This window comes from Duganella sp. Dugasp56, assembly GCF_047304105.1.
In the GTDB taxonomy this organism is placed as follows: Bacteria; Pseudomonadota; Gammaproteobacteria; order Burkholderiales; family Burkholderiaceae_D; genus Rugamonas; species Rugamonas hordei.
In genome coordinates, this window is the sequence record NZ_JBGLYQ010000002.1 from 80,779 (window position 1) to 105,183 (window position 24,405).

Annotated in this window: 25 protein-coding genes and 1 pseudogene; 7 read left to right on the forward strand and 19 right to left on the reverse strand. The window is 63.9% G+C overall.

Features of this window, described 5'->3' with window-relative positions:
• Positions 1 to 38 precede the first annotated feature (38 nt).
• From trpA to ACCD07_RS01465, 13 genes and pseudogenes are all read right to left on the reverse strand, one after another.
• Positions 39 to 836 carry a tryptophan synthase subunit alpha gene (trpA, locus tag ACCD07_RS01405; protein ID WP_413446283.1) on the reverse strand — a complete coding sequence of 266 codons (798 nt, stop codon included), beginning with the start codon at positions 834 to 836 and terminating at the stop codon, positions 39 to 41.
• A gap of 9 nt (positions 837 to 845) precedes the next feature.
• Positions 846 to 2,078 carry a tryptophan synthase subunit beta gene (trpB, locus tag ACCD07_RS01410; protein ID WP_176654447.1) on the reverse strand — a complete coding sequence of 411 codons (1,233 nt, stop codon included), beginning with the start codon at positions 2,076 to 2,078 and terminating at the stop codon, positions 846 to 848.
• A complete protein-coding gene (locus tag ACCD07_RS01415; RefSeq protein ID WP_176654446.1) occupies positions 2,044 to 2,751 on the reverse strand; it encodes a phosphoribosylanthranilate isomerase in 708 nt (235 codons plus the stop codon). Before ACCD07_RS01415 ends, trpB begins: the two co-directional genes overlap by 35 nt.
• Before the next feature lie 9 nt (positions 2,752 to 2,760).
• Complete coding sequence (gene truA / locus ACCD07_RS01420; protein WP_413446284.1) at positions 2,761 to 3,564, reverse strand: tRNA pseudouridine(38-40) synthase TruA; 804 nt, start codon at positions 3,562 to 3,564, stop codon at positions 2,761 to 2,763.
• Between the two features lie 48 nt (positions 3,565 to 3,612).
• Complete coding sequence (locus ACCD07_RS01425) at positions 3,613 to 3,762, reverse strand: FimV/HubP family polar landmark protein (RefSeq protein WP_413446369.1); 150 nt, start codon at positions 3,760 to 3,762, stop codon at positions 3,613 to 3,615.
• Between the two features lie 1,948 nt (positions 3,763 to 5,710).
• Positions 5,711 to 6,502: pseudogene (locus tag ACCD07_RS01430) on the reverse strand (FimV family protein); the annotation flags it as partial.
• A gap of 202 nt (positions 6,503 to 6,704) precedes the next feature.
• Positions 6,705 to 7,832 (reverse strand): aspartate-semialdehyde dehydrogenase, encoded by a 1,128-nt coding sequence (gene asd, locus ACCD07_RS01435; protein ID WP_176654443.1) that lies wholly within the window; start codon positions 7,830 to 7,832, stop codon positions 6,705 to 6,707.
• A 25-nt stretch (positions 7,833 to 7,857) separates the two neighbouring features.
• Positions 7,858 to 8,928: a 3-isopropylmalate dehydrogenase gene (leuB, locus tag ACCD07_RS01440; RefSeq protein ID WP_176654442.1), complete on the reverse strand. Its 1,071-nt coding sequence runs from the start codon at positions 8,926 to 8,928 to the stop codon at positions 7,858 to 7,860.
• Between the two features lie 15 nt (positions 8,929 to 8,943).
• Positions 8,944 to 9,591 carry a 3-isopropylmalate dehydratase small subunit gene (leuD, locus tag ACCD07_RS01445; protein WP_176654441.1) on the reverse strand — a complete coding sequence of 216 codons (648 nt, stop codon included), beginning with the start codon at positions 9,589 to 9,591 and terminating at the stop codon, positions 8,944 to 8,946.
• Between the two features lie 53 nt (positions 9,592 to 9,644).
• A complete protein-coding gene (locus ACCD07_RS01450; protein WP_176654440.1) occupies positions 9,645 to 9,767 on the reverse strand; it encodes an entericidin A/B family lipoprotein in 123 nt (40 codons plus the stop codon).
• Between the two features lie 26 nt (positions 9,768 to 9,793).
• Positions 9,794 to 11,197: a 3-isopropylmalate dehydratase large subunit gene (gene leuC / locus ACCD07_RS01455; RefSeq protein WP_413446370.1), complete on the reverse strand. Its 1,404-nt coding sequence runs from the start codon at positions 11,195 to 11,197 to the stop codon at positions 9,794 to 9,796.
• 242 nt (positions 11,198 to 11,439) lie between these two features.
• Entirely contained in the window at positions 11,440 to 13,329 is a 1,890-nt protein-coding gene (locus tag ACCD07_RS01460) for a chemotaxis protein CheA (RefSeq protein ID WP_413446285.1), read from the reverse strand.
• Complete coding sequence (locus tag ACCD07_RS01465; RefSeq protein WP_176654438.1) at positions 13,329 to 14,159, reverse strand: protein phosphatase CheZ; 831 nt, start codon at positions 14,157 to 14,159, stop codon at positions 13,329 to 13,331. Before ACCD07_RS01465 ends, ACCD07_RS01460 begins: the two co-directional genes overlap by 1 nt.
• 389 nt (positions 14,160 to 14,548) lie before the next feature.
• Between ACCD07_RS01465 and ACCD07_RS01470 the strand changes: the two genes are divergently transcribed.
• From ACCD07_RS01470 to ACCD07_RS01495, 6 genes are all read left to right on the forward strand, one after another.
• On the forward strand, positions 14,549 to 15,013 hold the full coding sequence (locus ACCD07_RS01470) for a universal stress protein (protein ID WP_176654437.1): 465 nt from the start codon (positions 14,549 to 14,551) through the stop codon (positions 15,011 to 15,013).
• Positions 15,014 to 15,105: 92 nt separating this feature from the next.
• Positions 15,106 to 15,750 carry a response regulator transcription factor gene (locus ACCD07_RS01475; protein WP_090314830.1) on the forward strand — a complete coding sequence of 215 codons (645 nt, stop codon included), beginning with the start codon at positions 15,106 to 15,108 and terminating at the stop codon, positions 15,748 to 15,750.
• Between the two features lie 302 nt (positions 15,751 to 16,052).
• The gene (locus ACCD07_RS01480) at positions 16,053 to 16,850 is read left to right on the forward strand and encodes a Crp/Fnr family transcriptional regulator (protein WP_176654503.1); all 798 of its coding nucleotides are present in this window, start codon (positions 16,053 to 16,055) and stop codon (positions 16,848 to 16,850) included.
• A 183-nt stretch (positions 16,851 to 17,033) separates the two neighbouring features.
• Complete coding sequence (hemP, locus tag ACCD07_RS01485) at positions 17,034 to 17,234, forward strand: hemin uptake protein HemP (protein ID WP_176654436.1); 201 nt, start codon at positions 17,034 to 17,036, stop codon at positions 17,232 to 17,234.
• 103 nt (positions 17,235 to 17,337) lie between these two features.
• On the forward strand, positions 17,338 to 17,670 hold the full coding sequence (locus ACCD07_RS01490) for a hypothetical protein (protein ID WP_353404089.1): 333 nt from the start codon (positions 17,338 to 17,340) through the stop codon (positions 17,668 to 17,670).
• Positions 17,671 to 17,679: 9 nt separating this feature from the next.
• A complete protein-coding gene (locus ACCD07_RS01495) occupies positions 17,680 to 18,861 on the forward strand; it encodes a DUF2325 domain-containing protein (protein ID WP_176654434.1) in 1,182 nt (393 codons plus the stop codon).
• Between the two features lie 33 nt (positions 18,862 to 18,894).
• On the opposite strand, the gene ACCD07_RS01500 is transcribed toward ACCD07_RS01495, so the two are convergent.
• From ACCD07_RS01500 to ACCD07_RS01520, 5 genes are read right to left on the reverse strand one after another with little or no spacing between them, the layout of a single operon-like run.
• Entirely contained in the window at positions 18,895 to 20,259 is a 1,365-nt protein-coding gene (locus ACCD07_RS01500) for a sulfite reductase subunit alpha (RefSeq protein WP_413446286.1), read from the reverse strand.
• A complete protein-coding gene (locus ACCD07_RS01505; RefSeq protein WP_413446287.1) occupies positions 20,256 to 21,245 on the reverse strand; it encodes an FAD:protein FMN transferase in 990 nt (329 codons plus the stop codon). Before ACCD07_RS01505 ends, ACCD07_RS01500 begins: the two co-directional genes overlap by 4 nt.
• A 6-nt stretch (positions 21,246 to 21,251) precedes the next feature.
• The gene (locus ACCD07_RS01510) at positions 21,252 to 22,082 is read right to left on the reverse strand and encodes a DUF4198 domain-containing protein (protein ID WP_176654431.1); all 831 of its coding nucleotides are present in this window, start codon (positions 22,080 to 22,082) and stop codon (positions 21,252 to 21,254) included.
• 8 nt (positions 22,083 to 22,090) lie between these two features.
• Entirely contained in the window at positions 22,091 to 22,600 is a 510-nt protein-coding gene (locus ACCD07_RS01515; protein WP_353404084.1) for a DUF2271 domain-containing protein, read from the reverse strand.
• 30 nt (positions 22,601 to 22,630) lie between these two features.
• Positions 22,631 to 23,260, reverse strand: a complete 630-nt coding sequence (locus ACCD07_RS01520) for a PepSY-associated TM helix domain-containing protein (protein WP_413446288.1) — start codon at positions 23,258 to 23,260, stop codon at positions 22,631 to 22,633.
• A gap of 166 nt (positions 23,261 to 23,426) precedes the next feature.
• On the opposite strand from ACCD07_RS01520, the gene ACCD07_RS01525 reads away from it, so the two are divergent.
• Positions 23,427 to 23,921 (forward strand): pyridoxamine 5'-phosphate oxidase family protein, encoded by a 495-nt coding sequence (locus ACCD07_RS01525; RefSeq protein ID WP_176654428.1) that lies wholly within the window; start codon positions 23,427 to 23,429, stop codon positions 23,919 to 23,921.
• 61 nt (positions 23,922 to 23,982) lie between these two features.
• Here the strand turns inward: ACCD07_RS01525 and ACCD07_RS01530 are convergent, their stop codons facing one another.
• Positions 23,983 to 24,348 (reverse strand): KGG domain-containing protein, encoded by a 366-nt coding sequence (locus tag ACCD07_RS01530; RefSeq protein ID WP_176654427.1) that lies wholly within the window; start codon positions 24,346 to 24,348, stop codon positions 23,983 to 23,985.
• Between the last annotated feature and the right edge of the window lie 57 nt (positions 24,349 to 24,405).

Consider the following 24,405-nt stretch of genomic DNA (forward strand, 5'->3'; position numbering starts at 1 on the left):
CGGGTTTTTAGAGGTATTCCCCTAGGGGGCGAGGCAAATCAAGCGTCGAGTGCGGATCTGATGCCAGAAACGAAAGATTGCACAGCTGCTACTGCGCCTTCTTTGCCTGCGGTTTCGATTTCCTGGATGATGCGGCTGCCGATGACGACGGCGTCGGCCACCTCGGCCACGGCGCGCGCGGTGGCGCCGTCGCGGATGCCGAAGCCTACGCCGATCGGCAGCTTGACGTGCTTGCGAATCGCCGTCAGGCGCTTCGCCACGTCCACCGTGTCGATGTTGCCGGCGCCCGTCACGCCCTTCAGCGAGACGTAGTAGCTGAAGCCGCCGCCGACCTTGGCCACCTGCGCGATGCGTTCCTCGGTCGAGGTCGGCGCCAGCAGGAAGATCAGGTCCAGCTCGGCGGCGCGCATGGCGGCGGCGAACTCTTCGCACTCTTCCGGCGGGTAGTCGACCACGATGGCGCCGTCCGCCCCCACCGCCTTCGATTTGGCGATGAAGGCTGCCGGACCGATGCGCTCGATCGGGTTCGCATAGCCCATCAGCACCACGGGCGTGGTCTGGTTGGTCTTGCGGAACTCGGCCACGTAGCCGAACACGTCGTGGATGCCGACGCCGTGCGCCAGCGCCCGCTCGCAGGCGCGCTGGATCACCGGGCCTTCGGCCATCGGATCGGAAAACGGCACGCCGAGTTCCAGGATGTCGGCGCCGCCGGCCACCAGCGCGTGCATCAACGGCACGGTCAGCTCGGGCGCCGGATCGCCGGCGGTGATGAAGGTGACGAGCGCGGTCTTGTTTTGCGCCTTCAGGGCGCTGAAAGTTGCTGCGATGTTGGACATGCCGATTCCTTAATTAAAATTCAAACCCATACGCTCTGCGACGGTATGCATGTCCTTGTCGCCCCGGCCCGACAGGTTGGCCAAAATTATTTGATCTTTCGGCAAGGTTGCCGCCAGCTTGGCCGCGTAGGCCAGCGCGTGCGACGATTCCAGCGCCGGGATGATGCCTTCGATATGGCAGCAATCGTGGAAAGCCTGCAGCGCTTCCTCGTCCGTGATCGACACGTATTGCGCGCGGCCGCTGTCCTTCAGGTAGGCATGCTCCGGCCCGACACCCGGGTAATCCAGGCCGGCCGACACCGAATGGGTCTCGATGATCTGACCGTTCCCGTCCTGCAGCAGATAGGTGCGGTTGCCGTGCAACACGCCCGGATAGCCCTTGGTCAACGAGGCCGCGTGCTTGTCGCCATCCAGCCCTTCGCCGGCCGCCTCCACGCCGATCAGCTTGACGTCCTTCTGGTCGATGTACGGGTAGAAGATGCCCATCGCGTTCGAACCGCCGCCGATGCAGGCGACCACGTAGTCCGGCTGGCGGCCGGTCATTTCCGGCATCTGCACCAGGCATTCCTCGCCGATCACCGACTGGAAGTCGCGCACCAGCATCGGGTACGGATGCGGGCCGGCCACGGTGCCGATGATGTAGAAGGTGTTTTCAATGTTGGTGACCCAGTCGCGCATGGCCTCATTGAGCGCGTCCTTCAGCGTCTTGGAGCCGGACTCCACCGGCACCACGGTCGCGCCCAGCAGCTTCATGCGGTAGACGTTCTGCGCCTGGCGCTTGACGTCCTCGCTGCCCATGTAGACCACGCACTCGAGTCCGAAACGGGCGCAGATGGTGGCCGTGGCGACGCCGTGCTGGCCGGCGCCGGTCTCGGCGATGATGCGCGGCTTGCCCATGCGCTTGGCCAGCAGGGCCTGGCCGATGACGTTGTTGATCTTGTGCGCGCCAGTGTGGTTCAGGTCTTCGCGCTTGAAGTAGATCTGCGCGCCGCCGGCGATTTCCGACCAGCGCTTGGCGTGATAGATCGGCGATGGACGGCCGACAAAGTGCTTGAGCTCGTAGCGGAACTCTTCGAGGAACTCGGGATCTTTGCTGTAGCGCTCGTAAGCTTCGTTGAGCTCGGCAAGCGCGTATGTGAGGGTTTCGGCAACAAACGAGCCGCCGTACGGACCGAAATGGCCTTTCGTATCGGGCAGGTCGTAGTCTTTAGCGTGGAACAGGGCCTTCGCTGGAGCGTTCATGATGGGTTTCGCTTTCAATAATGGCATCTCCGGCCCGCACCGCCGCGACAAAGTCGGCGATCTTGCGGGCATCCTTGATCCCCTTGGACGCTTCGACACCACTGCTGATGTCGACGGCGTAGGGGCGTACACCTACCACCGCGTCAGTCGCGTTGTGTACGCTCAAGCCACCACTTAAAACGACCCGAGGCGCGAGATCTTTTGGAATGAGAGACCAATCAAAACCCTTTCCTGCACCGCCATAGGCATCCACATAGGTATCCAGCAACAGGCTGGTGAACAAGGGACTGGCGGCGCGGCATTGCTGCTCGTATTCTAACAAATCGGACGGCAGAGTGTCAGGTTTGACGCGGAACACGCGCATGAATTGTCGTCCGGCCGCCGCGGCGATGGCGGCGGACTGCGCCACCGTTTCGTCGCCGTGCAGCTGGATCAGCGAGATCGGCGCCACCTTGACGATGGCCGCCACCTGCTCCGGCGAGGCGTTGACGAACAGCCCGGTGCAGGTGATGAACGGCGGCACGGCGCGGATCAGCTCGGCGGCCTGCTCAGCCGTCACGTAGCGCGGGCTCTTCGGATAGAACACGAAGCCGATCGCATCGGCGCCGGCGGCCACGGCCGCTAACACGTCTTCCACACGGGTCAGGCCGCAGATCTTGATACGGGTGCGCATACTCTTCCTTTAAAACCAGGGGAGCGCGCTGGTGGTCTCCAGCGGCAGTTCCCATTTGGGGTCGTAATCGATTTTGGCCAGGTACAGGCCGTCCGGCATGAAGGTCGGCGCGGCGGCGTGGCGGTCTTTGGTTTCCAGCAGCTGGCCCAGCCATTCCGGCTTTTCGCGCCCGGTGCCGATGTAGACCAGCGAGCCGACCAGGTTGCGCACCATGTGGTGCAGGAAGGCGTTGGCGGTAATCGTGAACACCACCAGCTCGCCGTGGCGCTTGATCCGGATATCGTGCATCAGCTTGACCGGCGACTTGGCCTGGCACTGGGCCGCGCGGAAGGCGGTGAAGTCGTGCCAGCCGAGCAGCGGCGCGACGGCTTGCTGCATCAGTTCCACGTCCAGCGGGCGGAAATAGAAACCGGCGCGCCCTTCCAGCAACGGCGAGCGCGTCGGGTTGTTGTAGAGCACGTAGTGATAGGTGCGGGCGCGGGCGCTGAAGCGGGCATGGAAGAAATCGTCGACCGTCGGGTCGCCCCCCAGTTCCTTGGCCCAGCGCACGGCGATCGACGGCGGCAGGAAGGCATTGACGCCGCGCACCCAGGAATGGACGTCGCGGTTCAGGTCGGTGTCGAAGTGGACGACTTGTTCGAGCGCGTGCACGCCGGTATCGGTGCGGCCGGCGCAGGTGGTGGCCAGGCGCACCCTGGCAAATTTCTCCAGCGCCTGTTCCAGCTGGTCCTGCACCGTGTGGCCGTCTTCCTGCTTCTGGTAGCCGTGCCAGGCGCTGCCGTCGTACTGGACGCCGATTGCTATCCGTTTCAATTGCTGCCCGATCTGATGTCTGAGTCAGCCATTATATACGGAGCGGCATTACCCCAATTGGGCCCGCATCGCGTTGGCCTTGGCGATCTGGTCGTCGCTGCCGCCGCGCAGCACCTCGTCCAGCAGCTCGCGCGCGCCTTCCTTGTCGCCGATCTCCTGATAGGCGATCGCCAGGTCCAGCTTGGTGTCCATTTCCATGTGGTGCGCCGACAGCGTGTCGTCGCGCGCATGGGCTGGCGCCGCCTCGGTTGCGGCCGCGGGGGGGCCCCCCCCCCCCGCGGCGGGCGGGTGCACGGGGGGGGGGGGCGCGGGGGAAAAAAACGCCCCCGGTGGGGGGGGCGGGGGCCCCCCCGCCGCCCAGGGCGCTGTCCAGGTCCAGGTCGATGCCGGACAGGTCGAACTCCTGCGCCGCCGGTGGCGGTGCCGGGGTGATTTCCTCGGCGGCCGGGAGGTCGAAGTCGTCGGGACTCAGTTCGGCAACGGCTGGCGCAGGTGCGGCCGGCACGTCCGGAATATCAAAGCCCATCAGGTCCAGGTCGAGCGGGTCGGTGCTGGCGGACGGCTTGGCCGTTTCCGCAGTCGCCATCGCTTCCGCAGGCAGGTCCAGGCCGAAGTCCATGCTCAGGTCCTCGGCAGCCGGGGCCGGCGTAGGTGCGGCGGCCGGCTCGGCCGCAGGCGCAGGCGCCGGTGCGGGGGTGTCGAAAGCCAGGTTGAACGCGTCTTCCGCCGGATCCGGCTCGGCGGGCGCGGCCGGCATTTCAATCGGCGCGCCAACCGCCGGCACCGGTTCGAAGCTCAGGCCGCCCAGGTCGAAATCCATCAGGTTGTCGGATTCCGCCGCCACGGATGCCGGCGAGATCGCCGCATCGGCCGCTTGCGGCAAGGCCGTTTCCATGTCGCTGCCGAAGTCCATGCCGTTGCCGTCGGCGGCCGGGGCGGCATCCATGCCCAGATCCAGGTCGAGGCCGCCATCGGCCGGCGCAGGGGCCGGGGCGGGTGCGTTGAAATCGCTGCCGAAGTCGGAAGCCGAGAATGCGGCTGCGGCGGCGCCTGCGGCAACAGCCGGCGCGGCGGCGGCAAACATGGTCGAGCCATCGCCGGAGCCATTGCTGTACAGCGGATTGGATGGATCCAGCGACTGACCCATCGCGGCGGCCTGCGCCCATTCGTCGCCCTGGCCGCGCGTCATCGAATACAGTTCGCTGGCCTGGTTTTCAAACGAGCGCGCATCCTTGCGCGTCACATAGATTTCCAGCAGCTTCAGGCGGACCGCGTGGCGTTCCGGATGGGTGCGCAGCGCTTCCTTGAGGATTTCCTCGGCCTGCGCATCGCGGCCGTAGGCGATGTACACGTCGGCCTCGGCCACCGGATCGACTTCATTGGTGTCCAGCTGGCTGGCCGACGGCGCGAAGTTGGAATTGAAGACGCTGTTGTTGGTGTCGACGCTCTGGCCGCCGGCCTCGGCGATCAGCGACTGCGACGGCATGGCGGTATCGCCCAGGATGCTCGGCTCTTCCGCCGGCACCACGAACTTCTTGCGGCGGCGCGAGGCGATCATCGCTCCCGCACCGACCAGCAGCGCGGCGGCGGCGAGGCCGACATAGTTCAGATTCTCCATCAGCGTTTCGTACAGGCTAGGCTCGGCGATGCGCTTCGGCGGCACCACCAGCGTACGCTTGGGCTTGGCCGGCGCGGATGCTTCGACCGAGGCTGCGGCGGATGCGGAGACCGCAGTGGAGGCGGAGGCCGAAGCCTGCTTGGCATCGGCTGCGGTCTTGCTCTTTACCGCCATCAGGCTTTCCAGGTCGCGGGTGTTCTTTTCCAGCTCCTTGATGCGCGCGGCGGCGTCGTCCAGTTCCTTCTGCTTGGCGATCTTGTCTTCCACCGCCAGGCCGGTCTTGCCCTGCACCGGCGCGCTGGCCGTGGTTTTCGACAGCGTCAGCTTGTCCTTGGCGGCATTGACCGCGTTCGGCTTTTCCTCCACCTTGGCGGTGATCTTGCCCGACACGTTTTGCGTGGCGTCCGGCTCCTTGGCCGGCGTGCTGTTGGCGACCTGCCCCGCCAGCTTGGCGCGGTAGGCGTTGAAATCAGCCGCATGCGCGACAACCACGCCGCGCGCCTCGCCCTCGGGCGCGGTGTTGCGGATGGTGTCCGAATCCGGCACCGCCAGGATCTGGCCCGACTTCAGGCGGTTCATGTTATTGCCGGAGAACGCTTCCGGATTGGCGCGGTACAGGGCCACCAGCATCATGTCCAGCGACACATCGACCGGCTTGACCTGGTTGGCGATGCGGGTCAGGTTGTCACCCGCCTTGACGGTGTATTCGCTGGCGGACTTGCTGGACGGCGCAGGCGGCGACACGGCGGCCGGCTGGCGTGCCGGCGCGGGAGCGCTCGGCGCGACCGGTGCCGCGGCCGGGGTTGCGGGCGCGGCGGCTGGAGCGGCCGCACTGCGGCCCAGATCCACCGGCGCGGCCACTTGCGGCGACTGGGTCGCGCGCATCTCGGCCGGGTCCAGCAGGAAGGTGTATTCGCGTACCATGCGGCCGCCGGTCCAGTTCAGCTCCAGCAGCATGTCGACGAAGGGCTCGTTGACCGGCTGGGACGACGTGACGCGGATAATCTGGCGGCCATTGCGCTGCTCGATCTCGAAGCGCAGCGACAACAGGGTGGGGTTGAAATCGATATTGGCGACGCGGAACGCCTCGGCCGGCGCCAGCTTGGCGACCAGCGCGCCGGCTTCGTCGGCCGACACGGCGGTCAGCTCGATCTCGGCCCGCAGCGGTTGTCCCAGCGAGGACAGCACGGTCAGTTTGCCAAGGCCGGCGGCGTTGGCCGTAGCAGCCACTAACACCGCACTGGCGACAGCGCCGGTGAGTGTCTTCAACGCGAATGAAACAATGCTGGAGCGAGTCGGTACGGGCATAGTGGGCGGCATTAGGTTGTCAGAGGGAAAATGTTACTTTCCCAGATATACCAACATATCATCATGCTCCGGGGCACGCAAGCTTTGCACGATGTTTCTCTAGTGATACATGAGGATGTGTAACGTCTACGCCAACTTTAAACCAAAAAAAGGGGTTTTCCCTATGAGAGCACATAGAGAAAACCCCTTCAGCTTTAACAATTGACGCCTGGTATTACTTGTCCAGCACGATGCGCAGCATGCGGCGCAGCGGTTCGGCCGCGCCCCACAGCAGCTGGTCGCCGACGGTAAATGCCGACAGGTAATCATCGCCCATGCTCATCTTGCGCAGGCGGCCGACCGGAATGGTCAGGCTGCCGGTGGCGGCGGCCGGCGACAGGTCCGTGACCGACGCTTCGCGGGTGTTCGGCACCACTTTGACCCACTGGTTGTTGGAAGCGATGATGTCGTGAATCTCGTCGATCGGCACGTCCTTCTTCAGCTTGATGGTCAGCGCCTGCGAGTGGCTGCGCATCGCGCCGATGCGCACGCACAGGCCGTCGACTGGAATCGCTTTGGAACCGAAGTCCGCGCCCAGGCCCAGGATCTTGTTGGTCTCGGCGCCGCCCTTCCACTCTTCCTTCGACTGGCCGTTGCCCAGGTCCTTGTCGATCCACGGGATCAGGTTGCCTGCCAGCGGCGCGCCGAACTGCTTGGTTTCCTCGGCCGACAAGCCGTGCTGGGTGGCCAGCACCTGGCGGTCGATTTCCAGAATCGCCGACGCCGGATTGTCCAGCAGCGCCTTCACCGACGAATTGATGGTGCCGAACTGGGTCAGCAGTTCGCGCATGTGCTGGGCGCCGCCGCCCGAAGCCGCCTGGTAGGTCATCGAGGTCATCCACTCGACCAGGTTGTGCTGGAACAGGCCGCCCAGGCCCATCAGCATGCACGACACGGTGCAGTTGCCGCCGATGTAGTTCTTCACGCCCTTGCCCAGCGCGTCCTTGATGACGTGCAGGTTGACCGGGTCCAGCACGATGACGGCGTCCTTCTCCATGCGCAGGGTCGACGCGGCGTCGATCCAGTAGCCGTTCCAGCCGGCCGCGCGCAGTTTCGGGAACACCTCGGTGGTGTAGTCGCCGCCCTGGCACGAGATGATGATCTCGCACTTTTTCAGTTCGTCGATGTCGGTCGCGCTTTTCAGTTTGGTTTCATTCTTCGCCATTGCCGGCGCGTTGCCGCCCGGGTTGGACGTCGTGAAGAACACCGGTTCGATGTGGGCGAAATCGCCCTCTTCCTGCATGCGCTGCATCAGGACCGAACCCACCATACCGCGCCAACCTACCAAGCCTACGAGTTTCATTTTGCTCTTCCTTGTCTTTAAATTTTTATGCCAGTGCCTTGACCACCGCGTTGCCCATTTCCTCGGTGCCCACCTTGGTGGTGCCTGCCTCGTAGATGTCGGCGGTGCGCAGGCCCTGCGCCAGTACCTTCTTGACGGCGGTCTCGATGCGGTCGGCCTGTTCGGCCTTGTTCAGCGAGAAGCGCAGCATCATCGCGGCCGACAGGATCGTCGCCAGCGGATTGGCGATGCCCTTGCCGGCGATGTCAGGCGCGGAACCGTGCGACGGCTCGTACAGGCCCTTGTTGTTGGCGTCCAGCGAAGCGGACGGCAGCATGCCGATCGAGCCGGTCAGCATCGCGGCCGCGTCGCTGAGGATGTCGCCGAACATATTGCCGGTGACGATGACGTCGAACTTCTTCGGCGCGCGCACCAGCTGCATCGCAGCGTTGTCGACATACATGTGCTCGAGCGCGACGTCCGGATATTCCTTGTGCACGTCGGTGACGATGTCTTTCCAGAACTGGAAGGTTTCCAGCACGTTGGCCTTGTCGACGCTGGTCAGGCGCTTGTCGCGCTTTTGCGCGGCCTGGAACGCCACGTGGGCGATGCGGCGGATTTCGCCTTCGGCGTAGCGCATGGTGTCGAAGCCTTCGCGCTGGCCCTTGAACGGACCGTCCGGGCACTCGCGCACGCCGCGCGGCTGGCCGAAGTAGATGTCGCCGGTCAGTTCGCGGATGATCAGGATGTCCAGGCCGGACACCACCTCCGGCTTCAGCGTCGAGGCGCCGGCCAGTTCAGGGTAGAGGATGGCAGGACGCAGGTTGGCGAACAGGCCCAGGTTCTTGCGCAGGCCGAGGATGGCCTGCTCCGGACGCAGCGGGCGGTCCAGCTTGTCGTACTGGTAGTCGCCGACGGCGCCGAACAGCACCGCGTCGGCCGCTTTCGCCAGCGCCAGCGTGCCCTCGGGCAGCGGATGGCCGTGGGCCGCGTAGCCGGCGCCGCCGACCGGCGCGCTTTCCAGCTCGAATTTTTCGCCCAGCACATTCAAGACCTTGACTGCCTGCGCGATGATTTCCGGGCCGATACCGTCGCCCGGGAGGATTGCGATTTTCATGTTAGTTCTTCGAAATTAGATGACGTTGGCCAACCAAGGTTGGGTTGCCAGATGGCGCTCTTCGAAGCCGCGGATAGCGTCGGCGTGACGCAGGGTCAGGCCAATATCGTCGAGCCCGTTCATCAGGCAGTATTTGCGGAAGGCGTCGATCTCGAAGGGATAGGAGACGCTGCCATTGCTGGTGGAGATGCGCTGCTGCTCAAGGTCGACCACCAGACGGTAACCGGGGAAGGCCTTGACTTCATTGAACAGGTGATCAACCTGCGCTTCAGGCAATACGATCGGCAACAAGCCGCTCTTGTAGCAGTTGTTGAAGAAGATGTCGGCAAACGACGGCGCGATGATGGCGCGGAAGCCGTACTGGTCCAGCGCCCACGGCGCGTGCTCGCGCGAGGAGCCGCAGCCGAAGTTCTTGCGCGTCAGCAGGATCGACGCGCCCTGGTAGCGCTGCTCGTTGAGCACGAAGTCCGGATTGAGCGGACGGCGGCTGTTGTCCTGGCCGGGCTCGCCGTGGTCCAGGTAGCGCCACTCGTCGAACAGGTTCGGGCCGAAGCCGGTGCGATGGATGGACTTCAGGAATTGCTTCGGAATGATGGCGTCGGTGTCGACATTGGCGCGGTCCAGCGGTGCGACCAGCCCTTCGTAGATCGTAAATTTATCCATGATGCTTTATATGTGGACCGCGCGGCACGGGGCGGCGCGCGGTCGGGTCGGGTTCAATGGCCCGCGGCGCCCTGCACCGCCTGGCCGGCTTTCTGCACATCCTTGCCCATGCCGGCAATGGTGTTGCAGCCGGTGATGGTCAGAGCGAAGATGGTCAGAGCGATCAGTTTTTTCATGTTGGTCTCAATGGGTGGTGGAAGACTTAACGTAGCGCGCGCACGTCGACAAAATGGCCGGCGATACCGGCTGCCGCCGCCATGGCTGGAGACACCAGATGGGTGCGTCCGCCCTGGCCTTGGCGTCCTTCGAAATTGCGGTTCGAGGTCGACGCGCAGCGCTCGCCCGGTTCCAGGCGGTCGGCGTTCATCGCCAGGCACATCGAGCAGCCCGGATCGCGCCATTCGAAACCGGCATCCTTGAAGATGCGGTCCAGGCCTTCCTTCTCGGCCTGATCCTTGACCAGTCCGGAACCCGGCACCACCATCGCCAGCTTGACGTTGGAGGCGCGGTGCTTGCCGCGCACCACTTCCGCCGCCGCGCGCAAATCCTCGATGCGCGAGTTGGTGCAGGAGCCGATGAAGACCTTGTCGATGCGGATGTCCTCGATCGCGGTGTTCGGCTTCAGGTTCATGTAGACCAGCGCCTTTTCCATCGCGTCGCGCTTGACGCTGTCTTTTTCCAGGTCCGGATCCGGCACGCGGCCGTCGATCGAAGTCACCATTTCCGGCGACGTGCCCCAGGTCACCTGCGGCTTGACCTCGGCGGCGTTCAGGGTGACGACCAGGTCGAACTTGGCGCCGGCGTCGCTGTGCAGCGTACGCCAGTAGTCCACCGCGCGGTCCCAGTGCGGGCCCACCGGCGAGAACGGACGGCCCTTGACGTAATTGATGGTGACGTCGTCGACGCCGATGATGCCGGCGCGCGCGCCCGCCTCGATCGCCATATTGCAGACCGTCATCCGGCCTTCCATCGACAGCGCGCGGATGGTCGAGCCGCCGAATTCGATGCAGTAGCCGGTGCCGCCGGCGGTGCCGATCTTGCCGATGATGGCCAGCACGATGTCCTTGGCGGTCACGCCGGCCGGCAGCGGGCCGTCGACCTGCACCAGCATGGACTTGGATTTCTTTTGCAGCAGCGTCTGGGTCGCCAGCACGTGCTCGACTTCCGAGGTGCCGATGCCGTGCGCCAGCGCGCCGAACGCGCCGTGGGTGGACGTGTGCGAGTCGCCGCAGACCACGGTCATGCCCGGCAGGGTAGCGCCCTGCTCCGGCCCGATCACGTGGACGATGCCCTGGCGCTTGTCGTTCATGTTGAAATAGGTCAGCCCGTAGGACTTGGCGTTCTTGTCCAGCGTTTCGACCTGCAGCCGCGAGACCGGGTCGGCGATGCCGTCGGCGCGGCCGGTGGTCGGCACGTTGTGGTCGGCCACCGCCAGGTTGGCGGACACGCGCCACGGCGCGCGGCCGGCGGCGCGCAGGCCGTCGAATGCCTGCGGGCTGGTGACTTCGTGCACCAGGTGGCGGTCGATATACAGGATCGTGGTGCCGTCTTCCTCGGCCTTGACCACGTGCGATTCCCAGAGTTTGTCGTAAAGCGTCTTCATGATGATTGATGAGTACCCAATTAAGGGAACTACTTCTGCCTGTGTGAGTGATCCACTTCGATTATGCCATATTGTGCAATGCAATAGCAGCCGCCGCTGGCCGGCCTCGTGAGCCGACTCGGTTCCGCCTGTTGATACACTTTTTATGACTCCTTTTACAAAATTCGGTATTGCAAATAAAAACGCGAACGAAAAAAAAGCCTGCGTGGACGCAGGCTTTTGGTCTTTCTGACTCAGTCCCGAGACTAAGCCGCCATGCGTACACTACCTCGACATCCGTCCATTAGGAACGATAGGCCCACCACTAGCACCAGTTCGCCCTCGGCCGAGCGCGCGGTGCCGGTAATGCCCTCGACGGCGATCGCCGTCATCGGTTTAATCACCAGGTCGGCGGTACCGTCGACCGCTTCCACCGCCAGGATGTACGGCTGTGGCGCAGCGACAACAATACCCACCTTCTCGCGGCAGCTCTCGTAACCCAGCGAATCGGCCAGCGAGCGTACCGGCAGCGGACGGCCCTGGTCTTTCAGCACCGGCGCGCCGCCCACTTCCATGAACACTTCCGGCAGCTCGACCACGCGCTGGACCACGGCCATCGGCAGCGCCAGCGCGGCGCCCGAGGTCGATACCAGCATGGTCGGCACGATCGACAGTTCGATCGGCAGGCGGATGGCGAACTTGGTGCCCTTGCCCAGCGACGATTCGATATGGATGGCGCCGCGGTTTTTCTCCACGGCGGTCTTCACCACGTCCATGCCGACGCCGCGGCCGGACACGCTGGAGGCCACTTCCTTGGTCGAGAAACCCGGCAAGAATACCAGCTGGAAGCATTCGTCGTTGGTCAGCTGCGCGGATTCGGAGATCAGGCCCTTCTGCTGGGCCTTGGTGCGCAGCACCACCGGATCCATGCCCTTGCCGTCGTCCTGCAGCACAATCATAACGCTATTTGCTTCCTGCCATGCTTTGAGCGAAATATACGACTTGGCCGGTTTGCCTGCGGCTAGGCGGTCCTCCGGCGATTCGACGCCGTGGTCCAGCGAGTTGCGCAGCATGTGCACCAGAGGATCGTACAGGCTGTCCACCACCACGCGGTCGACTTCGGTCTCCGCGCCTTCGATGGTCAGCTCGACGTCCTTGCCCAGGTCTTTGGCCAGCTCGCGCACCAGGCGCGGGAACTTCTGGAACAGGCGGCCGACCGGCTGCATGCGGGTCGCCAGGGTGGCGCGCTGCAGTTCGGTGGAGTAGCGCGAGGCGCGTTCCAGCGTTTCCGCCAGCGTCGCCATCAAGGTCTGGGCCTGGCCTTCGAATTTGAATTGCAGCAGGCGTTCCAGCAGCACGGCGGCCTGGTTGGCGGCCTGCACCGATTCGCCGGCCACTTCCAGCAGCGCGTCGAGCTTGACGGCGTCGACGCGGATCGACTCTTCCTTGACCGGCGCGGCCTGCGGACGCTCTTCGCGCGCCTCGCGGGCCTTGGCCGGAGCGGCGGCCGTGGTTGGCGCGCCGGCTTGCACGGCGGCCACGACAGCGGCGAGCTCGGCGGCGGGGATCGCCGACGCCGATGGCGCGGCTGCGGCGGCCGGCGCTGGCGCCGAACGCGTGTAGCTGCCAGGCGGCATCACGGTTTCGTACATGCCTTCCCAGTCCAGGCCATCGGCCGACGGCGCGGCGGCCGGAGCTGCCGCGGCGGCGACCGGCGCGGCGGCCGCAGGCGCGGGCGCCGGGGCGGCTGCCTTGGGCGCGGCGGAGCTGGTCTTGCCTTCGATGGCGTCGGTCAGGATGATTTCCAGATCCTTCGGCATCGCCGGCAGGCTGTCCGGCTCGGCGCCGTTGTTCAGTTCGGCGAGCTGGTCGGCCACGAAGCCGGACGCCTGCAGCGCCGCCTCGATCGCGATCGGCGTCACCGGCGCGGCACCGGTGCGCAGCGCGTCGAACAGGTTTTCCGTCAGGTGGCACGCCGCCACCATCGCAGGCAGGCCCATGAAGCCGGCGCCGCCCTTGATGGTGTGGAACGAGCGGAACACCGCGTTCAGCGTCTCTTTGTTGTCCGGGTCGCGTTCGAGCCGCAGCAGATGCTCTTCAACGTTGACCGCAAGATCCATCGCCTCGACGACGAAATCCTTGAGCATATCGTCCATTAGAATCCCAGATCAGCAAGCAGGTCGTCGACATTGTCCTGGTTCAGCGCTACGGTCGGAGCCGATGGGCCGGACATCAGAGACACTTCTTTTTGCGCGATTTTCTCGCGTACCGCCGGCGGCGCATTGTCGCGCAGCAGTTCTGCCAGTTCGTGCTCCACCGTCTTGGTGATGTTCACGACTTTCTTGATCAGTTGGCCGGTGATGTCCTGGAAGTCCTGGGCCATCATGATTTCCAGCAAACGGGCTTTTTCGGCCTCGGTGGCGGCCGACACGGCCACCGCAAACGCCTGCGAGTCGCCCGCCAGTTGCTTGAACTGCTCCAGGCTCAGCTTGCCGGCGAACAGGTCGGCCCAGCGGTTTTCCATGTCCTTGGATTTTTTCGACAGCGAGTCCTGCTCAGGCATGCCCTCGTCCAAGGTGTTGAGCACCTTGTTGGCGGCTTGCTCGGTCAGCGTGGCGACGTACTCGAGGCGGTCCTGGGCGTCGTTGATTTGCGACGACGCCTCGGTCAGCGCCTTGTCGTAGCCCAGTTCGCGCAGCGAATCGTGCAGCAGGCGGACGATGCCGCCAAGGCGTTCGAACATCGGCTTGTCTTCGCCGTCGGCCGCGGCTTCGCCAGCGGCGGGAGCAACCGCGGCGGCGGTCGGGGCCGGAGCGGCTACGGGGGCGGGAGCCAGTGTGGCCGAAGAGACTTCGTCAAACAGACTTTCCAGGTCGTCTTCCGCGGCGGCTGGTGCGGGGGCAGGCGCTGGAGCGGGCGCTGCGGTCTTGCTCTGAGCAGACACTTCATCAAATAATGCGTCGAAATCATCAGCGGCGTTGGTCATAATCCCTGCTTCTCCATAATTTGTAAAATTGCTGCCCGAAACTTGCATGCCATTGATGCAGCTTGGCAATATAACGCACGTACCCGAGTGTAGCAGGGCGCAGCCAGATTATTCAATCCCAGAGTCGGCTAGCCTGCCCTGCGCTCCGGGTGCTGGCCAAGTTTCGTTGTATTTGGAGATACTAACATCGGATACATCGTCAAAACACGCCTTGAGACACAAAAGTAGTGCCCCTATGCAAAAAAAAGCGGTAAAAAGTATGAAAGCCGACACTAGTACCATGGGATAAAGCGGATTTATTTGATAAACATCAAGTATTTCCAGACTAATAATAATGTAAATCGCGACTACAATTAAAGTAGCGCGTTGGTTTGAAAAGGAGGTTCGCCATGTACCGGAAAATCTTGATCACCACCGACGGTTCGGCCGTATCCAGTAAAACCGCCTGTGCCGGGGTCGCTTTTGCCGAGCAGATGAAGGCAGAGGTGCTGGTGCTGTTTGTAGCGCCGGAATACCAGTACCCGATCTATGTGGAAATCATTCCTCCCAGCTACCCCAGCGAGGAGGAATACCGGGCCTCGATGCTGCGAGCGGGCAAGGAGCACACGCAGGACGTGGTCGATTCCTGCGCGCGCCGCGCCGTTCCCTGCGAGGCAATGACGGTGTTTGCCGAAAGCGCGGCGCTGAAGATCGTCGACGTGGCGGAAAAACACCATTGCGACCTGATCTTCATGGGCTCGCACGGCCGCAGCGGCTGGGGCCAATTGTTGCTGGGCAGTGTAACCAACAAGGTATTGTCGCACGCCAAAATTCCTGTGCTGGTTCACCGCCTCATCAAGGAGCCAGGCAAATAAAAAGCGCATATCAGATGCTTTTTATAGTAAGATAATAAGCTTAGCTCAAGCACAACCATAAATACCATTAATCACTTTTTATAGCAGCCCTTATGATTCGAATTGTCATCGCCGACGACCACACCATCATGCGCGAAGGTCTCAAGCGCATACTCGATGGCGCGCCGGACATCGATATCGTGGGGGAGGCCATCGACGGTTTCGAGGTGCTGGGCCACGTGCGACAGGGCGGGTTCGACCTGCTGCTGCTTGATTTGTCGATGCCCGGCCGCAGCGGCGTCGACCTGATCCGCCAGATCAAGGCGGAGGCGCCCAAGCTCGCCATCCTGATCCTGACCATGCACGAGGAAGAACAGTACGCGGTGCGCGCCATCCGCGCCGGCGCCCAGGGCTATCTGACCAAGGAAAGCGCCGGCACCCAGCTGGTCGGCGCGATCCGCAAGGTCGCTTCCGGCCGGCCCTACATCAGCACCGAAGTGGCCGAGCAGCTGGCCTTGAACATCATGATGCCGAACGAGAGCCTGTTGCATAAACAGCTGTCGGACCGCGAGTTTGAAGTGTTTTCTTTATTGGTCGCGGGAAAGTCGATCACTGAAATCGCCAACAGCCTGCATCTGAGCGTTAAAACCGTCAGCACGCATAAAACCCGGATTATGCAGAAAATGGGCATGAATTCCCTGTCCGAAATGGTGCAATATGCTGTCGCGCACCGCTTGTTATCCCCGTTCAAAACCTGACCTCCGACCGGATCAGTAGGAGTACTCCTACAATCCTGCGCTAGCTCCTACGCGCATATTCAGCCATTGCTGATATCTATCTCCCCCCTCCGTTGGCATACTGAAACCATACGATTTTGCTGCACAGCTACAAGATCCGCAGCACGGTGCCGCATGACAAACCAACAGGAAACAAAGCAACGCGGCACACCCCAGTTCCCTTCCATTCGAAAAGCAATACCTGTACACAGGAGAACAACATGCTGTCTACGCATACGTCTGAAATTCGTCCAGCCACCACCACGACGATGCAGTCCTCGTCGATGGAAGCGGGCCGCCAGCGTCAGGGGCGGCTCTGGTCGAACCTGAAGGAAGTCTGCGACCTGCTGCATATACCGGCGGCCTGCTCGGTCACCACGGAAGAACTGCTGTTCCAGCACGTTCAGTTCAAGACCGGCCAGCGCATCCACACCATCGGCCAACCCTTCGACACCTTGTACATCGTCAACTCCGGTTTTCTGAAAACCGTGCTGATCGACGAGTTCGGCAATGAGCAGGTGCTCAGCTTTCCGATGAAGGGCGATATGCTAGGCGTGGACGGCATCCACACCCGTCATTATTCCTCAGAGGCCGTGGCATTGTCCGATTGCGACCTGATACTGCTGCCGTTCAAAAAACTGACAGCGTTAGGAAGAGTCCATCTTGAACTGGAGAATATGATGTACGGCGTTATGAGCCGCGAACTGGTGCGCGAACAGGCGATGATCGGCATGCTGGGCGCGCTCAGCGCCGAGGCCCGCGTGGCGCGTTTCCTGGTGTCGCTGGCGGAGCGTTTCGCCCAGATGGGCTATTCCAGCAAACTGTTCAACCTGCGCATGACGCGCCATGAAATCGGCAGCTACCTGGGCCTGACCCTGGAAACGGTGAGCCGCACGCTGTCGGCCTTCAACGAGATCGGCCTGATCAGCGTCGATCAACGCACCATCGGCATCAAGGATCCGGAGGCTCTGAAAACTCTGCGCCGCCTGCCGCCGTCCCGTACCCGCGCCAAGCAACTGGCGGCCGCCAAGACCAAGGGCAGCGAAGCGGTACCTCCGGGACAGTTGCTGGCAGCGCTGTAGCCGCGCAGCCCACAGCGCAGTCCGACAAATTTACCCAGCCTTCGGCCCGGCCTCCCAGCTGGGTCTTTTTTTGTCCCGCCTCCGCGCAGTCCCGCACGATAGCCAAATAAGGCTTGCATTCCGTTCCGCCTTCCTCAATAATGAATACAAATGCGAATCATTCTTATTTAAGGAAGGAAGACTATGTCCACCACCCTGCCCGCCACACCACCGGCAATCGCCGCCCGTCCCGCCGCCAGCGCCACCGCGCACGCCATGGCGCCGGTCAAGCGCATCAGCAGCGCCGGCCTGATGGACGGTGGGCGCGAGGTCGAAATCGAACATGCGGGGCGGATTTACCGCCTGCGCATCACCCAGCTCAACAAGCTGATTTTGACCGCCTGACCAGGCGCGTTTGATCGCGTACCCGGGCGCCGCCGCGCCCACTCCCCTGAGTAGCCAGCAGTACCGCCAGCCAGACTCCCCTTTCGAACCAAAGGAGCGTTTGATGGCCATAGACCGTAGCAATCCGATTTTTCTCGCGCCCTCGCAGGGCGGGCATAATCCAGAACTGATGCTGTCCGCCGTGCTGCATCTGATGTCGCACTACACCGCCGGCAGCGACGACGCCGGCGGCTGCGTCAAGCTGGCCTCCGTGATCGAGCGCCACCTGAAAGCGCTGGCCGGCCTGCCCGACCTGGCGCCGGTGCTGACAGCCACCTGCCAGCAGTTGTCCGAGCAATGGGCACAGGTGGTCGAGCGCAATATGCAGTTGCAGGAGAAGAGCAATTTCCTCAGCCGCATCATGGCGCGCGCCCGCACCGCGCCGGCCACCGCATAGGAGCCGGCCATGTGCGACAAACACGATACGCCGGCTGCCATGTTCCAGCCCAACGACGACACGCAGGCCTCGCGCCGCCGCCGGCTGTGGGAACTGAGTCACGCCTGCCATTGCCCGCTGGTCGGCGTCGGTTTTCCGCTGGGCGTGCTGCGCAAGCTGGTGGACAAAGTCACGTCCGGCAAGGTGGTGGCCGACGATTATGAAGTGCACGTGGGCGCCGTCACCGAGTGCGGCAGCCGCAACCGCTTGTCCGAGGCGCTGCAGAAGGAGCTGGAGCGCCGCTATGCCGCCGTGCTGCTGCGCTTCCGTGCCGCCAAGACCACCGAACAGGTGGCCGCGATGTGGCGCGTCGCCGTCGCCAACGGCGACGTGGCCGGCGCGTTCTGGGCCGGCCTCACGCATCCGCGCTGCAGCGCCGAGCTGGAAGAGCAGATGTGCCGCGACCTGCACATGGTGCAGCACCAGGCTGGCGCCTGCGTGCGTGCCGATATCGGCAAGTTCAACGCCACGCTGGCCGAGAACGCGCGCCTGGCGCACGACCTGAACAAGGCGCAACAGCGCGGCGCCGCGTTGTTGGCGGAAAAGACCGCCGACGCCGAAAGGCACGCCGTGCAATTGATGCAGCTGCGTGCGCAGGCGGTCGGCAAGGACAGCATGATCGATTCGCTGCGGACGGAGCTGGAGCAGTTGCGCCAGTCCATCCCCGGCCTCGAATCGCGCGCCAAGCTGGCCGAGAGGCTGGCGCAGATGGAGGAGCGCGAACGCGCGCTGCGCAACCAGATCGTCGAGCTAAAAGTGGAAGCGATGCGTGCCGCCGAACCGGCAGCGCCGATACAAGAAGAGACTCGCCAGGTCGTCGAGCACGTGATGAAAATGCCCCTGCGCCTGAGCGACCGCTCGGTGCTGTGCGTGGGCGGGCGCAGCGGCAACGTCGCCACCTACCGCGAACTGATCGAACGCGAAGGCGCGCAGTTCTCGCACCACGACGGCGGCCTGGAGGACAACGCCAACCGCCTCGACGCCAGCCTGGCGGCGGCCGACCTGGTGATCTGCCAGACCGGCTGCATCAGCCACAGCGCATACTGGCGGGTCAAGGACTACTGCAAGCGCAACGGCAAGCGCTGCGTCTTCATCGACAACCCCAGCATCTCCAGCCTGGCGCGCGGCCTCGAACAAGCCGGCGCAGAGTAAAGACGACGATGCGGAACGCGCGTCAATAAACGGTCAATAAACGTCGCGCCGGTAGCGGCCGGCGGCGGCCAGCTGGTCCAGCCGCTCGCGGCCCAGGATGGCGGCCAGCGCCTCGTCGACGCCGCCGGCCATGCCCTCCAGGCTGCCGCACACATAGATGGCGGCGCCATCGTCGATCCAGCCGCGCACCGCCCCGGCGTGCTCGGCCAGGCTGTCCTGCACGTAGCGGCGCTGGGCCTGGTCGCGCGAGAACACCATGTCCAGTTGTTCCAGCATGCCGGCCTGCCGCCATGCTTGCAGCTCCTCGCGGTAGTGGTAGTCGTGGGCTTCGTTGCGCTCGCCGAACAGCAGCCAGTTGCGGCCCTGCCCCGCCAGCGCGCGCGCCTTCAGATGGCCGCGCAGTCCGGCGATGCCGCTGCCGTTGCCGATCAGGATCAAAGGCCGCGCCGCGTTGTCTTCCAGGCGGAAGCGGCGATGCTGGCGCAGCCGCAGCTGTATCGTCGCGCCGATGTCAGCCTGCCGCGTCAGCCAGCCCGAGGCGACACCATGACTGCCATCCTCATGGCTGTGCAGGCGCACCAGCAGGTGCACGCGGCCATCCGCCGGAATCGAGGCGATCGAATATTCGCGCGGACGCTCAGCATCGGCCGGCGCGGCAATCTGCACCAGGTCGCCGGACTGCCAGTCGGCCAGTTCCCCGCTCTGCGGTTCCAGTTCCAGATGGTAGACCGGCGCGCCGGCGCTGCCGGGATTGAGCAGCACGCGCCCGGCCAATCGCCAGTTGTCGAAAGCCGGCGCGCTCCAGTCCGGCGCGTCGCTGGTGCCGGCCAGATGGCTGAGCTGCTGACGCCATGCACCGATCGCGGCGGCCGAACTGCGATTGACTTCGATGCGCGGGAACAAGCTTTGCGCCCCCTGCGCCTGCAGCCACTGATCGAGCGCGCGACCGAAACCGCAGAACTGGGCGTAAGCGCTGTCGCCCAGCGCCAGCACGGCGTAATGCAGTTGCGGCAGCGGCAGGTTTCCGGTCATCAGGCGGCCGGCGAAATGCGCGGCGGCATCCGGCGCGTCGCCTTCGCCGTAGGTGCTGACGAGGAACAGGATGCGTTCGGCGCGCTGCAGGTCGGCCGCATGCAGCTCGGACAGCTCGCTCAGTTGCGCGGGAATGCCGGCCAGGCGCAGCGTGGCCAGAGTCTGTCCGGCCAGTTCTTCGGCGTTGCCGGTCTGGCTGGCATAGGCGATGATCCAGCCTGGTGACGCGGCCGCTTCATCTTTGGCGCGCTGCGCCGCTTCGCGCTTGCGGCGCGTGCGCAGGTAAGGCGCCAGGCAAACCAGCCCATAGCTCATCGCAAGGCTGGCTACCAGCATCAATCGGGTGGGGTCGTTGGTCCAGATCATTCGTCCAGCATGTTTCGTAAGTGGGTGCTCAGGTGTTCGGCGCCGCCGCGCGCGACAAAGCGGGCCGCCAGACCAAGGCGCTCGGCCAGCCGCAGTCCTTGTTCGGCGCCCAGCACGGTCAGCGCGGTGGACCAGGCGTCGGCGGCCATGCATTGTGGATGCACAACGGTAACCGAGGCAAGGTCATTGGCGATGGGCATGCCGTTGCGCGGGTCGATGGTGTGCGAATAGCGCCGGCCATCGAGCTCGAAATAGCGCCGGTAGTCGCCCGACGTCGCCACCGCCAGGCCGTGCAGCGCCAGCACCAGTTCGTCCGCCGCCATGCCCGGCACCTGCTCCAGCGCCACCCACCACGGCTGGCCATCGGGCTTGACGCCGGCGCCGCGCAGCTCGCCGCCCACCTCGACCAGAAAATGCAGGATGCCCTGGCTCTTCAAATAAAACGCCAGCCGGTCCACGCTGTAACCCTTGGCCACTGCCGACAGATCCAGCTGCACGCCGCCCGGCTGCAACGCTCGCCTTCCCTCGCGCTCAAGCAGCACCGGCCGCGCGGCCAGCGCAGCTTCTATCCGCCCGCCCGAAGGCGGCACAAAACCGGGCTGGTCGAAGCGCCCATGGGGGCCGAAGCCCCACAGGTTGACCAGTTCGCCGGCGCAAGGATCGCAGGCGCCGCCCGACTCGCGCGCCACCTCCATCGCAAACGCCAGCACATCGAAAAACGCCGGCGGCAACACGTGCCAGCTGCCGGCGGCGGACCGGTTGAAGCGGCCCAGGTCGGAATCGCTTTCCCAGTGGCTCATCTCCGCCACGACGCAATCGAGCTGCCGCTGCAGCCCTTGCGCGATATGGGCCAGTGCGTCGCCCGGCGCGGCCACCAGCCGCACCGACCAGCTCGTGCCCATGCTGCGGCCGGCAAAATCGCGGATCGCGCCGCCTGCCGGCGCCGGGTCTTCGGAAATAATATGAGGCAGGAGTACCCGGCGCATTATTGTTTATTGCGGCAGGATTTCCACCGTCGCCGCGTAGCTGACGCGGCGCGGCGCCATCTGCGGCGGCTGGCCCGGCGTTTGCGGCGCGGCGGCCGGCCACGCGCTGCTGACCAGGTACATGCCCGCCGCCGGCAGATCAAACGTGATCTCGCCCTTGGCGTCGGTGCTCTTGCGGATTTCGCCCAGCGTGCCGCGATAGCGCACGCCGCCGGGAATCAGGCTGAACGCCTGGTTGGCCGCCGGCTTGCCGTCCAGCAGGAAGCGCCAGGTGGCTTTCTCGCCCGCGCGCAGGTCGTTCGGATGGGTGACCGGCACCAGCTCCAGGCCGACACCGGTCGGCTTGAACACCGCCATGTCCGGCGTGCCGGTGGAAACGAAAGTCTCCAGGCGGCTCTGCATGCGCGACAACTTGACCTCGGTCGCGTCGGACGGCACATCCCTGGCCAGCGATTCCTCGGTGCCGCGGAAGCGCTTCATTTCGCCTTCCTTGTTCTTGTAGCTGCCCATCACGCCTTGCGACACCAGCGCGATCTTGTAGGTCCCCGGCGCCGGCAGCTTCAGGTCGAAGGTGTTGCGCAGCTTGCCGTTGCTGACGTTCTGCAGCTCCAGCTTGCCGCCGTCCGGGCCGGTGACGACGATGCCGTCCAGCTTCAGCGGCTGGTGGTCGATATCGAACAAGCCTTCCGAGATGGCCGCATCGACGGTGACCCAGGCTTCCTTGCCTTCGACGTTGGTGGACGAAGGCAGCAGCCACGGCTTGTGCGCCTGCGCGCTCAGCGACAGACCAGCCAGCGCCAAAGCGATCAGGGTTTTATTCAGTTTAAGTTTGAACATGGCGCGCCTTAAGGTTTGAGTTGTACCACCACGGCGCCCAGTTCTTCCTTGCCCTGGCCGGTGAGGTTCTGCGCCGACTTCGGCGGCCATTGCAGCGGCACCTTGACCACTTCGCGGCCGCCGGCTTCGCGCGCCGCTTCCACCAGCAGCGTGTACTGGCCGGCCGGCAGCTTGTCCAGCGCGGCTTTCGACATGGTCAGCGTATGCTCGCCCGGCGCCTTGGTCGCGCCGCTGACGCCGTCCATCGGCATCTCGACATCGCGGCCGCTCTTGCGCCACCACTGGCGCACATCCTTGAGCCACTTGGTGCCCGCGTTGTCCTTCTTCTTGACGTCGTACAGCACGGCCAGGTTGGCGACCACTTTCTGGTCGGCGTTTTCCAGCCACGCGGCGATGTAGGGACGATGATATTCCGCCACGTTCAGCTGCGGCACGTCAAGTTTCAGCGCCAGATCGGCGGCCATGGCCGATGCGCTGGCCAGGGGCAGGCTCAGTGCGATGGAATAGCGTAATTTCATGTAGGTCCTGTCGAAAAAGAATGTATAAACTTAGTGAATGAACAGCAGCGCAATAACAAACGGAATCAGGATGCCCAGGCCCACCATCGGCCAGGTGAACGGCCGGTTCGCCGCATGGAACTTGAGGATCAGCAGGCCGGTGATGCAAAACACCAGGCAGGCCACGGCAAAGATATCGATGAACCAGTTCCAGGCCGCGCCCGTGTTGCGCCCCTTGTGCACGTCGTTGAGCCACGAGATCCAGCCGCGGTCGGTGTTTTCGAATTCGGTGGCGCCGTCTTCCAGCGCGATGCGCACCCAGGCGTCGCCGCCGGCCTTGGGCAGCGGCAGGTAGACTTCATCGGCCGCCCATTCGGCGGGGCGGCCGCCGGCCTGCACCTTCCAGGTGTCGTTCAGCCATTGCTCGACGGCGGCCGGCAACGGATCCTTGGCGCCATCGTGCGCCTGGGCATACACGCGCAGCTGCGCCGTCAGCGGCGCCGGCAATTGCGCCTGCTTGCGCACCACGACCGGCTTGGCCTCGATCTGCGACGAATGGTTCAGGGTGATGCCGGTAATGCTGAACAGGAACATGCCCAGCAAACACATTGCCGAGCTGATCCAGTGCCATTGGTGCAGGTTCTTCAGCCAGACAGCGCGGCTGGCATTTTGTGCGCTCACACAGTTTCCTTTTACGAACAAACACAAATGATAATTATTATCATTTGGGAAGTCAATCACCTTCATGTATTAAGAATGTAAAGCTACGTGCAGTTCCGTACAGAAGCGTGCGGCGGCACAGGCTAAGGTTAGCCAGATCCATCCACTATTATCATGGAGGCGCATCATGCCGCTCTATACCCAGGAACAAATCAACACCCTTGCCGCCAAGATCAAGAGTGTGCGCTTCGGCATGTTCACCACGACCGACGATAGCAATGTGCTCAGCAGCCGTCCGCTGACCACCCAGCAAATCGACAACGAAGGCAATATGTGGTTCATCACCTCGGACGAGGCGGGCTTCATCAACGATTTGCAGCAGCATCCCAACGTCAACGTGAGTTTCTCCGACCCCGGGCACCATACCTATTTGTCGGTGTATGGCCAGGCTTATCTGCTGAAGGACCGCGCCAAGGCGCGGGAATTATGGAATCCTATGGCACGCGGCTGGTTCCCCGGCGGGCTGGACGATCCGCATCTGGCGCTGATACGCCTGAAGATACAGTCGGCCGAATACTGGGACGCAGGCTCCAGCAAGATGAAGCAGCTGCTCCATATCGCCAAGGCCGCCGTCACCGGCCAGCCTGCGCAGGAAGTGGGCCGGCATACCATCTGCCTGTAAAAAAAACCTGCAGGCGCTTGCCTGCAGGTTTTTCAGCGTTGAACACTCGGAGGATCAAGCGTCAGGACTTGGAGCCCGAGCCGCCCGATGAGCCGCCACGGCTACCCTTGCCGCGGTCCTCGTCTTCCTCCTCGCTGCCGGCTTTTCCACCGCTGCGCGATGCGCTGCCGGGCGAGCTGCTCTGGCTGCTGCGCGTATCGTTCTTGTGGCTCATGCTGCCGGCACGGCGCGCCTCTTCCGAAGTGAATTCGTGCGCCGTACCTTTTTCATGCGCCGCGCGGCCGCCTTCAGCCGCTATCTCGCGTTGCTGTTCCGGATCCATGGAAGCGAAGCCGCGCTTGCTGGTATCGCTTTGCTGGCTGCCGGATTTGCCGCCCTGCTTGTTGCCTTGATCCTTACTTTGATCCTTGTCTTGATTCGTCGCCATGATGGGTCTCCTTTGATCGCGTCGCCTGCTTGCTACACAGGAGCAGCCATCGTAGTG